At 51.0% G+C, this 9,123-nt stretch carries 11 protein-coding genes; 4 read left to right on the top strand and 7 right to left on the bottom strand.

The features are described 5' to 3' along the window. Positions 1-410: 410 nt before the first annotated feature. Together GKA01_RS13270 and GKA01_RS13275 are read left to right on the top strand one after the other, a co-directional pair. Positions 411-1,676 (top strand): multidrug effflux MFS transporter, encoded by a 1,266-nt coding sequence (locus GKA01_RS13270; protein ID WP_146864063.1) that lies wholly within the window; start codon positions 411-413, stop codon positions 1,674-1,676. Positions 1,677-1,693: 17 nt separating this feature from the next. Next, complete coding sequence (locus GKA01_RS13275) at positions 1,694-2,419, top strand: dihydrofolate reductase family protein (RefSeq protein WP_146864066.1); 726 nt, start codon at positions 1,694-1,696, stop codon at positions 2,417-2,419. On the opposite strand, the gene GKA01_RS14135 is transcribed toward GKA01_RS13275, so the two are convergent. Then, entirely contained in the window at positions 2,382-2,627 is a 246-nt protein-coding gene (locus tag GKA01_RS14135) for a carboxymuconolactone decarboxylase family protein (RefSeq protein WP_208653425.1), read from the bottom strand. The genes GKA01_RS13275 and GKA01_RS14135 overlap by 38 nt on opposite strands. 235 nt (positions 2,628-2,862) lie before the next feature. Between GKA01_RS14135 and GKA01_RS13285 the strand changes: the two genes are divergently transcribed. After that, positions 2,863-3,756 (top strand): LysR family transcriptional regulator, encoded by an 894-nt coding sequence (locus GKA01_RS13285; RefSeq protein WP_146864069.1) that lies wholly within the window; start codon positions 2,863-2,865, stop codon positions 3,754-3,756. Positions 3,757-3,770: 14 nt separating this feature from the next. After that, positions 3,771-4,013 (top strand): hypothetical protein, encoded by a 243-nt coding sequence (locus tag GKA01_RS14025; protein ID WP_167506388.1) that lies wholly within the window; start codon positions 3,771-3,773, stop codon positions 4,011-4,013. A gap of 229 nt (positions 4,014-4,242) precedes the next feature. Here the strand turns inward: GKA01_RS14025 and GKA01_RS13295 are convergent, their stop codons facing one another. The 6 genes from GKA01_RS13295 to GKA01_RS13320 all read right to left on the bottom strand — a co-directional run bounded on the left by GKA01_RS13295 (position 4,243) and on the right by GKA01_RS13320 (position 8,835). After that, on the bottom strand, positions 4,243-5,061 hold the full coding sequence (locus GKA01_RS13295; RefSeq protein WP_146864075.1) for an SDR family oxidoreductase: 819 nt from the start codon (positions 5,059-5,061) through the stop codon (positions 4,243-4,245). A gap of 98 nt (positions 5,062-5,159) precedes the next feature. Continuing rightward, entirely contained in the window at positions 5,160-5,960 is an 801-nt protein-coding gene (locus GKA01_RS13300) for an SDR family oxidoreductase (RefSeq protein WP_208653424.1), read from the bottom strand. Then, positions 5,953-6,732 carry a carboxymuconolactone decarboxylase family protein gene (locus GKA01_RS13305; protein ID WP_146864078.1) on the bottom strand — a complete coding sequence of 260 codons (780 nt, stop codon included), beginning with the start codon at positions 6,730-6,732 and terminating at the stop codon, positions 5,953-5,955. Before GKA01_RS13305 ends, GKA01_RS13300 begins: the two co-directional genes overlap by 8 nt. A 147-nt stretch (positions 6,733-6,879) precedes the next feature. Continuing rightward, positions 6,880-7,179: an EthD family reductase gene (locus GKA01_RS13310; protein WP_146864081.1), complete on the bottom strand. Its 300-nt coding sequence runs from the start codon at positions 7,177-7,179 to the stop codon at positions 6,880-6,882. A 107-nt stretch (positions 7,180-7,286) separates the two neighbouring features. Then, on the bottom strand, positions 7,287-8,303 hold the full coding sequence (locus tag GKA01_RS13315; RefSeq protein WP_146864084.1) for a zinc-dependent alcohol dehydrogenase family protein: 1,017 nt from the start codon (positions 8,301-8,303) through the stop codon (positions 7,287-7,289). Positions 8,304-8,445: 142 nt separating this feature from the next. Next, the gene (locus GKA01_RS13320; RefSeq protein ID WP_146864087.1) at positions 8,446-8,835 is read right to left on the bottom strand and encodes a (R)-mandelonitrile lyase; all 390 of its coding nucleotides are present in this window, start codon (positions 8,833-8,835) and stop codon (positions 8,446-8,448) included. Positions 8,836-9,123 lie beyond the last annotated feature (288 nt).

Consider the following 9,123-nt stretch of genomic DNA (forward strand, 5'->3'; position numbering starts at 1 on the left):
GATAACAATTGTTGCGACGTGGCGTGTAAGCCTCTTCATCTGGCAGTCAGGTTGTGTGTCACATGACATTATGCGCTGAATTCGATAGGGTCTTCTACCTTGGAATAGTAGCCATGCGCGTCACGTAATTTTTAGGCTCGTTTCAGAGTATGCGCAGGAACGGTTGATCGTATTTGTTCAATAACTTCGCTCAATTAATGAGATATAGATGTAATTGGATGCCAATTTTTTCATCTAATCGTGGCGCGCGTTTTCATTTCAAATAACGAGACTGCGCGGCGTGTTTTTGGAGGTATTTTGATAGTCAAGCGAGGACGTTTTCTGGTCCCATCGGAAGACGTGATGTGCCCAATGTGGGAATTCAACTGCAGGGACTTTCTATTGTCATTCTCCAAAATAATGATGTCATCATGATAGAAAACAGTGGAGATATTTTTCCTGGTGATGTTCCCGAAAGTGTAGAAAGCGTCAATCATGATCCTTTTCTACGGGAAAAGGAGGCAGATCATGGTTGGCATGTTCTTGCAATCCTGAGCGTGTTGATGGGGTTTGCGTCAATTTCGACAGACCTCTATCTGCCCGCCATGCCAACAATGGTGCGTGACCTGAGAACAACAGTTGGAACAATTGATTTGACTGTTTCGGGATATCTGATCGGTTTCAGTATTGGACAGTTATTCTGGGGACCTGTTAGTGATCGATATGGGCGCAGGTTACCTGTTGCAAGTGGCCTTGTTCTGTTCGTCATCGGTTCAGGTGGATGTGCCCTGGCGGGGAGCGGAGAAAGTCTGATCATCTGGCGCATGATCCAGGCAGCAGGGGCTTGTGCGAGCGTGGTGCTGGCACGGGCTATGGTCCGTGATCTGTATGAAGGACCGCAGGCAGCCCGGATGCTTTCGGTTCTGATGACTGTGATGGCAATCGCGCCATTGCTCGGACCTGTCGTCGGAGCCCAGATCCTTGCTTTGGCGGGCTGGCGCGCCATCTTTGGGGTCCTGGGTATGATCGGTCTGTTAACGCTCGCTGCGCTGTTTACGCTGCCTGAAACTCTTCCTGAATCGCAACGGAATTCTGAACCGCTTGGGAGAGCCATACTCCGTTATGGTGATCTGCTCCGTCATAGGCGGCTTCTTGGATATATGGGGGCCGGCGGGTTTTTCTATGCTGGCATGTTTGCTTACATTGCCGGAACCCCCTTCGCTTATATCACTTACTATCACGTTCCTTCAGGACTTTACGGGATTCTCTTTGGCGCGGGGATCCTAGGTATCATGGCGACCAATCTGCTGAATGGTAGGGTTGTTGCGTTTTTTGGCAGCGATCGGACTTTGCTGTGGGGGACGGTAGTCACGGCACTTTCTGGCCTGCTCGCCGGCGGTCTGGCTTGGACTGGCTGCGGCGGCCTTTGGGGGGTGGTCCTGTCCCTGCTGGTCTTTGCTGCGATGGCCGGATTTATTGTGGCCAATGCAATTGTAGGCGCAATGTCTGATTTTCCACGGCAGGCAGGCGCTGTTTCGGCTCTTGTAGGCGCTACTCAATACGGGAGCGGCGTTTTCAGCTCAGCTCTTGTGGGGCTGTTCGCCGATGGAACGCCCTGGCCCATGGGCCTCATTATCGCGCTGTGCGGTATGGCCAGCTTTGCCTCCGCGTTAACGCTCAAATATTCTGCAACCTGAAACCAAGGATGACGGCCATGCGCCCGCATATTATCTGTCATATGATCAGTTCCATTGACGGACGGATTCTGACCGATCGTTGGACACAGCCTGTTGATGGCAAAGCACGCGATGATCTGGTCAATCGCTACTATGACATCGAAAAGACATTCAAAGCGGATGCTTGGCTTGTCGGCCGTCAGACCATGCAACAACATTTTGTCCATGCAGGAGAACCAGATGCCTCAGGGCGCAGGGAACTCCCCCGTCGCGCTTATGTCTCTGAAGCGGCAAAACGCAGAACCGGGGGGCTGGCCGCTGTCGTCGATCCAAAAGGAAAGCTGCGCTACGAAAGTGACAGTGCTGACGGTGATCCGATTGTCACGATCCTTTCCGAACAGGTGGCTGATACCTATCTCCATAAGCTGCAGGCGGCGGGTGTTTCCTATCTTTTTGCTGGGGAAGAGGGAAAAGATCTGATGCATGCAATGAACAGCCTCACGGAAGACTTTGGCGTAGAAACTCTGCTGTTAGAAGGAGGGGGACGGATTAATGGAGCCTTTCTCAAGGCCGGCCTTATCGATGATATCAGCTTGATGATGTATCCTGGTATTGATGGATTATCGGGCGTGACCTGTGTCTTCGAATATGAAGGCGAAAAAGACGAAGAGCCCGCAATCGGCCAGTCTTTGCGCCTGACTGCATCAGAAATGTTTGAAGACGGGATCATTTGGGCGCGCTACAAAGTGGAGCGAAACCACTAGCCGTAACTCCGGCCGAGCATCTTGCGCAGGTGGCTATGGAACTCGCAGCCGATGGGCAGCCTACATAGAAGGCTGGATGCGTGATTGTGTTTCTGAGTTCGTCGCGGGTCACAACATAGTCCCGCGAGATTTTTAGATGGGCTTCCAAAGCGTCCAGCCCGTACATCGAAACAAGTGCTGAAACGGTGATGGGGCTTTTATCACGCAGCGAGAGTCTCGGTCATTCACAGACGTTATCGAACAGGACTTTGTCTGTATAATCTGCAAGAGCAGGGGCAATGTCACCATAACAGCGCTGTCTGATCGCGGGTTTCCCGCTCATGGCAGAGTACCCTTTCTAAAACTTGAATCGTTTTGAGGCTGCCCCAGCCGAAATACAAACAAGTATCTTTATATCGAATAACTGGTTACTGATCGATTGAAGCTATATTGGGAGTTCATGAATGCGGCGCGAAGAACTGGTCGATCTCAATGCCTTTCTTATTGTGTCGGAAGAGCAGAGCTTTACCAGGGCTGCGGCACGACTGGGGACCTCTCAATCTACCTTGAGTTATACGGTCCGTCGGCTTGAAGCGCAGCTTGGCGTCAGGCTTCTGACCCGGACGACGCGACGTGTTTCCCCAACGGAAGCGGGGGAACGCCTTCTGCGGACCCTTGCGCCTGCGCTTGAAAGTATCGCGAGTGAAATCGAACAGCTTGGGCAATTGCGGGACAAGCCGGCGGGCACGATCCGCATTACCGCAGGCGAGCATGCGGCGAACAGATTTCTCTGGCCGGTTCTGGAAACACTACTTCCCGATTATCCTGATGTTCATGTCGAGGTCGCTATACAGGCGGGGCTGACGGATATCGTCGCCGAGCGCTTTGACGCCGGTGTGCGGCTCGGAGAGTCAATTGCCAAGGACATGGTCGCTGTGAAGATCAGCCCCGACATGCGGATGGCTGTTGTCGGGGCGCCATCTTATTTTTCGGCGAAAGAGAAGCCCAAAATGCCGCAGGATTTGGCGCACCATCAATGCATCAACCTGCGCCTTGAGACATCAGGCGGCATTTACGCGTGGGAGCTGGAGAAGGGGAAACGGGAACTGCATGTCAGGGTTGATGGCCAACTCGTCTTCAACAACGTCTCGATGATCCTGCGAGCAGCTATGGCAGGTTTTGGGCTGGCCTGTGTTCTGGAAGATCAGGTGACGGGTTATCTTGCTGACGGGCGGTTGGTCCGGGTGCTGGACGACTGGTGTCCGCCATTCTCCGGTTATCATCTCTATTATCCCAGTCGCCGACAGTCCTCCGCTGCTTTCAGGTTGCTGGTCGATGCGTTGCGCTATCGCCGATAATGGATTTTTGAGAGATGCCTCAACACCTGAAGAGGGATATGGGGCATCTGTCTTACGCAGTCGTTGTGTCCGGTGTGAGTGTCGCTATGTCGATCAAAAGTCTCGTTGCTCTGTCGCATACAGATCTTTTGGAGCAGGGGGCGGACATCCGCGTGGCAAAGCATACCCTGCCCGGAGCCAATGCAAATGTGGGTGTAGCGCGCGTGGCGTTCTTCCCTCACTTTACGTTGACGGCACGGGAAGCCTATACTATCTAGCAGCGGCATATGGACGAGCTGCTGGTGCAGTCGCGGCAGTGCATCCTCTATCAGGCACAGCAGAACGCAATCATGGTCAAGGCCACAAGGTTCCAGAATATTGTGGCACTGTATCGCGTCCTCGGGGCTGACTTCAGAAGTATTATATTTTATGGATTTTCTACTCGTGAATGCTTTCCGCTTGGCAAGCGGAGATAGAGACTGTTCTTCGGGAGGGCTCTCTCATCGGCTAATTAATATTCGGACCGTAGAAAAAATTCGCGGTAGCTCCGCCGTCGATAAGGAAGTCGCTTCCAGTGATGTATCCTCCTTCAGGGCCACTGATGTGGGCGGCTAGCGCAGCAACCTCATCCGGTGTGCCTGCCCGTTTAGCAGGATTGCTTGCAAGCATCTGACGGTAGAATTCGGCGCGTTCCCCGTGGAGTTCATCATACGCAAGGGGTGTAATGATGATGCCTGGGCTGATCGCATTAATGCGTGCGCCACGGGCACCCCACCGTGGGGCTTCCCCCCTGACTCGCAAAGAGTTGCATCGCTTAGACATCTGATAAGCATGGAGCGTATCAGTGATTTCTTTAACAAATGGGAGGTTGAGCAGCTCCTCGGCTGGTGCTGTAGCCAAAAGATGGTCTTGTTCCGTTGTCAAGGCGGGCATGCGATATCCAGATTGCGATGAAATGACAATCCCTGAGCCTCCCGGAGTAATGACTTTTCCAAATTCTTCAAGAAGCATCGCTGTGCCGTAGAGATCGACGTCTAAAATTCTAGAGACCGGTGCTTGAGAAGGGGAAACGCCAGCTGCCTGAACAAGAGACACGATATCTCCAATCGTGTTTGCTGTTTCAATGAGAGACAGTACAGATTCCCTGTTTGAAACATCAGCGCTCACAGCCGTTGTGTTATAGCCAGCTAATGTGAGTATCTCTGCGGCATTTTGAGCGTTTTCAATATGAAGATCAGCGAGAACAACGTGCCGGCCACTGCTAATACGGCGTGCAACAGCTTGCCCAAGAGATCCAGAGCCTATGACAACGGTAACATTAGTCATATCTTTACCTCACAATTCAGCACAATTTATTCCGTTTCGGGATTTGGAAATGACGAGAGCGCCGGTAGGGAAGAAACGCCATTCCAGAACCCTCTAATTTAGCAATGTTCTTTGCGCTGTTTTTCCACGGACCAAAGGTCGTCTTTAACATTTCTGGGTTCATCCGCGAGCGGCATATTGTTAAGGTCAGATACACCGTCAAGCGCTAAAGGTGGATCAATCGCTAATTGAGAAAAAAGAGCCTCCCAGTTTCCCTGCCATTCACCATGCTCGGCAACGAGTTCGAAGGTTTTGCGTGTGGCGGTGGCGGTCGTTAACGCGTGAACTAAGACTTCAGCGATTTGTCTGCGAGAGATTACACCGTCCTGAGGTGTGCCCGAGTGTCGTCTGTCACCTTGCAGGAGTACGAGGCGATGTTCGTCCGGTTTGTTGTAGTCAAACCAGCCTGGTCGCACGATTGTGTATGGATGTCCGCTGGCTCTGAGCAGTCTCTCTGAACGACGTTTCCAATCATGAGCCTGAGTACGACGGTTATACGAACCGTTGCGCTCGGTCACGCCAATAGACGTCATTAGGGCAACCTGAACCAGGCGAGAGCCAAACACCGATAAGATATTACGGACACCGCCGTAATCTACGGCTTCATTCGCTGCTTTGTCGCCGTTGGAGCCGTGGGTGAAGATAATGGCATCAATCCCATCTACGCACTCAGTAAGTGTTTCTGGTCGTGTAAGATCGCCTTTTACGACCTCTACGTCAGATGGCATGTTTCTGAGTTCGCTCGGATTGCGGGAAAGAGCTCTTATGTGATGTCTCGCTTCCCTTGCGACGGTGATGACGTGCCGCCCAACACTGCCTGTTGCACCTACGAGCAGGATGTTCAAACCTTTCTTAGTCATTGCTTTTGTGTGCTTCGGCGGCAGGTACGACTGCGTTGAGTGCAGCAATCGCGTTTAGGGTTCGTGGGTATCCAATGAACGGAAGAAGCTGGGTAAACATATCGATCATTACTGCACGTCCATTGCCGACATTCAGGTTAGCTCCGACATGGCCACGAACTTGAGGGTCACAGCCGCCATGAGCTGCGAGAATTGCTAAGGTCAGGAGTTCGCGTGTTTGGATGTCGAGGCCGCTACGGGTGTAATGGTCGCCAAAGCAGTTCGCCGATAGGAAGTGCTGTATGTGCATCAGGTCACTTGGTGCGGTAGCATACATCTTTTTAAGGGTTTCAAAGCCTATAATTTCGCCTTGAACAGCGTAGCCCTTTTCCTGTCGATTTTCCCTTGTTGTGGTGGATTGCCCGCTCAGAGGTAAGGTTACGCCACGGGATGTGAGTACTTCGTTTGTTGCTACAATGAAATCAACCGCCTTACCGATGCCAACATACGGCACCGCCTGATAGATGACTTCTTTTGCCTCGATAGGGGTCACGCCTACATTGAGGGCGGCGTCCAGCATGATGCGGAAATCAGTGAGGGCCTGACAACCAATGAGTGCACCAAGCGTGAAAATCAAACGAAGGCGTGGAGGAAGAGTGGTTTGTGCAATAACCTCACCAAACGCGAAATTTTCGAAATATGTGACGAATTCTGGGTCAGTTTCAGTGAGTGGAGAAGCGTGGTCTCCGAATTGCTCTTTTCGATTTTTTTGCGCCAGATCTTCGGAATTCATCGTTCATTCCTTTTTTGTCCCGTGTAAAGATAAGAGTTTATTTGTTATGTAAATACATGAAATATTCACGACTTCGGAGGATTGAAACCGTGAATGGCAGGGGGCAATCATAAAAACCCTCAGATTATGTTATTATAGAGGTAGAAATCATAGTGAGACGCCTTTAATGATAACAGGCGCGATGGAGGTGAAATTCTTCACATCTTCCATAATTATGGCTGTGTCAGGGGCTTCTAATGCAGCTTGAAGGGCGTTGTCGTCTTTGAATACGCACTCGCAAATTGCAAAGTCGCCGTTGGGAGCTGGATTGGGGAAAAAAGCTGTGGCGGAAGCTAGCCCCAAGGGTAACCAAGTTTTATTTACAAGTGGAATATGATGCGACACATAATAGCTCTGATCAAAAGTGGCATCGCCTGTGGATGGGTAGGTTACAAAGATTGTGGTCATATTTGTTGTTCCCTTGCCAACGATCACGGCATTCTGCTCACGAGATCGAGTGTCCCGCTAAAAACATGGGTTTTTCGGGAGCGTATAAACTCGATCTCGTGTTGTCATTACATGCGGAGTAAGGCTTTGATTGCGCGACGTTCGTCCATGGCCTTATAGCCTTCCGCTACGTCTTTCAGCGGCACTTCGAGGTCAAAAACCTTACCTGGGTTTATTTTTCGCTGCAGCACTAGATCCATCAGGTGTGGCAAGAAGCGACGAACCGGAGCTGGGCCACCCAACATACCGGTCTGCGAGAAGAAGAGAGATTGACCGTCAAACGTGACGCCGTGAGGCACGCCGACATAACCAATCATGCCGCCTGGGCGTGTGCAGTTTATTGCCTGTTGCATTGATTCATTTGTGCCGACACATTCGAGAACAGCATCAGCGCCGATATTTTTTGTTAACTCTTTGATCCTCTTAATACCTTCTGCGCCACGCTCTGCAACGATATCCGTAGCGCCATATTCTTCTGCCAGCTCTTGACGGCTTCGATGGCGGCTCATTGCAATGATACGAGTTGCACCCATTTGTTTTGCAGCCAGAACACCCATAAGGCCAACCGCACCATCTCCAACGACTGCCACAGTTGATCCAGGTTGGACGCGTGCTGCATCAGCTGCGTACCATCCTGTTCCGAGAACGTCGGACACTGCCAGAAGGCTAGGAATGAGATCCTCGGGTGGTAGTTCAGGGGTGGCTACCAGCGTACCGTCTGCTAGAGGAACGCGTGCGATCGAGGCTTGAGCGCCTGTCATGAACGTTCGTTGTTCGCAGGACGACTGGAACCCGAAGCGGCAATGTGGACAGGTATTATCGGAAATACAGAAAGATCCGACGACAAATTGTCCCGGCTTAATGGTTGTAACCGCACTGCCGACCTCGAGTACGATACCACAATATTCATGCCCCATATGCATGGGAGCCGTAATAGGGTTTTCTCCACGATATGGCCATAAATCTGACCCACAGACACAGCTTGCTGCGAGTTTGATAATAGCGTCGGTTGGTTCAATAATCTGAGGTTCTGGAACTTCTTCACACCTCACATCACGTGGGCCATACAAAACTGTGCCAAGCATATGTTTCTACCTTGTGTATACGAGGAAACTACGCCTCATGCGTTTTTTAGGAAAAGACAGGCTCTTGCATTTTGAGCTGGCTTCGTAAGTCACAACAACTTCGCCACCTCCCGAGCGCGAGTTGTTATGCGGTTGGAGCATATTAGCGATGATATTGTTCGTCGCTAACATGTTCTAACCACTCTGATGATTTTCCATCTTTTGATTCTGTGATGGCAATGTGGGACATAGCACACTGTGGCGAAGCGCCATGCCAGTGTTTTTCATCGGGCTCAAACCAGACAATGTCACCAGGACGTACATCTTCGATTGGGCCTCCCGCACGTTGAACCCAGCCAAAGCCAGCCGTAATCAGGATAGTTTGACCAAGAGGATGCATATGCCAGGCTGTCCGAGCTCCGGGTTCAAATGTTACGGTAGCACAAGAAAGTGCCCCGCTGCCGGTGAAAGGGGCATCCACACGAACATTCCCAGTAAACCATTCAGCAGAACCTTTGACAGATGGTTTGAAACCAGCACGCCGAATATCCATGAATCCTTCTCCTTAACAAAGCCCAGATAGATCTGGTACACTCTTTTTTCTCGATGATCTAAGCATTAATTCATTCTCACTATTATATGCTATGTTTCGATTGATTTTATATTTGTGATTCATAAATGGGATTTGTTGTATAAAGTTATTTAGGTCATGCTGACAAAAGACGTAGGCTCAGGCCCCATTGATTGGAGTGTAGAACTCTGATTCAGGCTCTGCGAGGAGGCTGGAGATGAGCGACCTGTTTTGGCTGACGGATGAACAGATGGAGCGACTGCGGCCCTC

This window comes from Gluconobacter kanchanaburiensis NBRC 103587 (genome assembly GCF_007988905.1).
Taxonomy (GTDB): Bacteria; Pseudomonadota; Alphaproteobacteria; order Acetobacterales; family Acetobacteraceae; genus Gluconobacter; species Gluconobacter kanchanaburiensis.

What these genes read in the sequence shown, in the direction of transcription:
- GKA01_RS13270 (WP_146864063.1), top strand. Translation starts at nt 411, where the DNA reads ATGATAGAAAACAGTGGAGATATTTTTCCTGGTGATGTTCCCGAAAGT.
- GKA01_RS13315 (WP_146864084.1), bottom strand. Translation starts at nt 8,303, where the DNA reads ATGCTTGGCACAGTTTTGTATGGCCCACGTGATGTGAGGTGTGAAGAA.
- GKA01_RS13310 (WP_146864081.1), bottom strand. Translation starts at nt 7,179, where the DNA reads ATGACCACAATCTTTGTAACCTACCCATCCACAGGCGATGCCACTTTT.
- GKA01_RS13275 (WP_146864066.1), top strand. Translation starts at nt 1,694, where the DNA reads ATGCGCCCGCATATTATCTGTCATATGATCAGTTCCATTGACGGACGG.
- GKA01_RS13305 (WP_146864078.1), bottom strand. Translation starts at nt 6,732, where the DNA reads ATGAATTCCGAAGATCTGGCGCAAAAAAATCGAAAAGAGCAATTCGGA.
- GKA01_RS13285 (WP_146864069.1), top strand. Translation starts at nt 2,863, where the DNA reads ATGCGGCGCGAAGAACTGGTCGATCTCAATGCCTTTCTTATTGTGTCG.
- GKA01_RS13320 (WP_146864087.1), bottom strand. Translation starts at nt 8,835, where the DNA reads ATGGATATTCGGCGTGCTGGTTTCAAACCATCTGTCAAAGGTTCTGCT.
- GKA01_RS14025 (WP_167506388.1), top strand. Translation starts at nt 3,771, where the DNA reads ATGCCTCAACACCTGAAGAGGGATATGGGGCATCTGTCTTACGCAGTC.
- GKA01_RS13300 (WP_208653424.1), bottom strand. Translation starts at nt 5,960, where the DNA reads ATGACTAAGAAAGGTTTGAACATCCTGCTCGTAGGTGCAACAGGCAGT.
- GKA01_RS13295 (WP_146864075.1), bottom strand. Translation starts at nt 5,061, where the DNA reads ATGACTAATGTTACCGTTGTCATAGGCTCTGGATCTCTTGGGCAAGCT.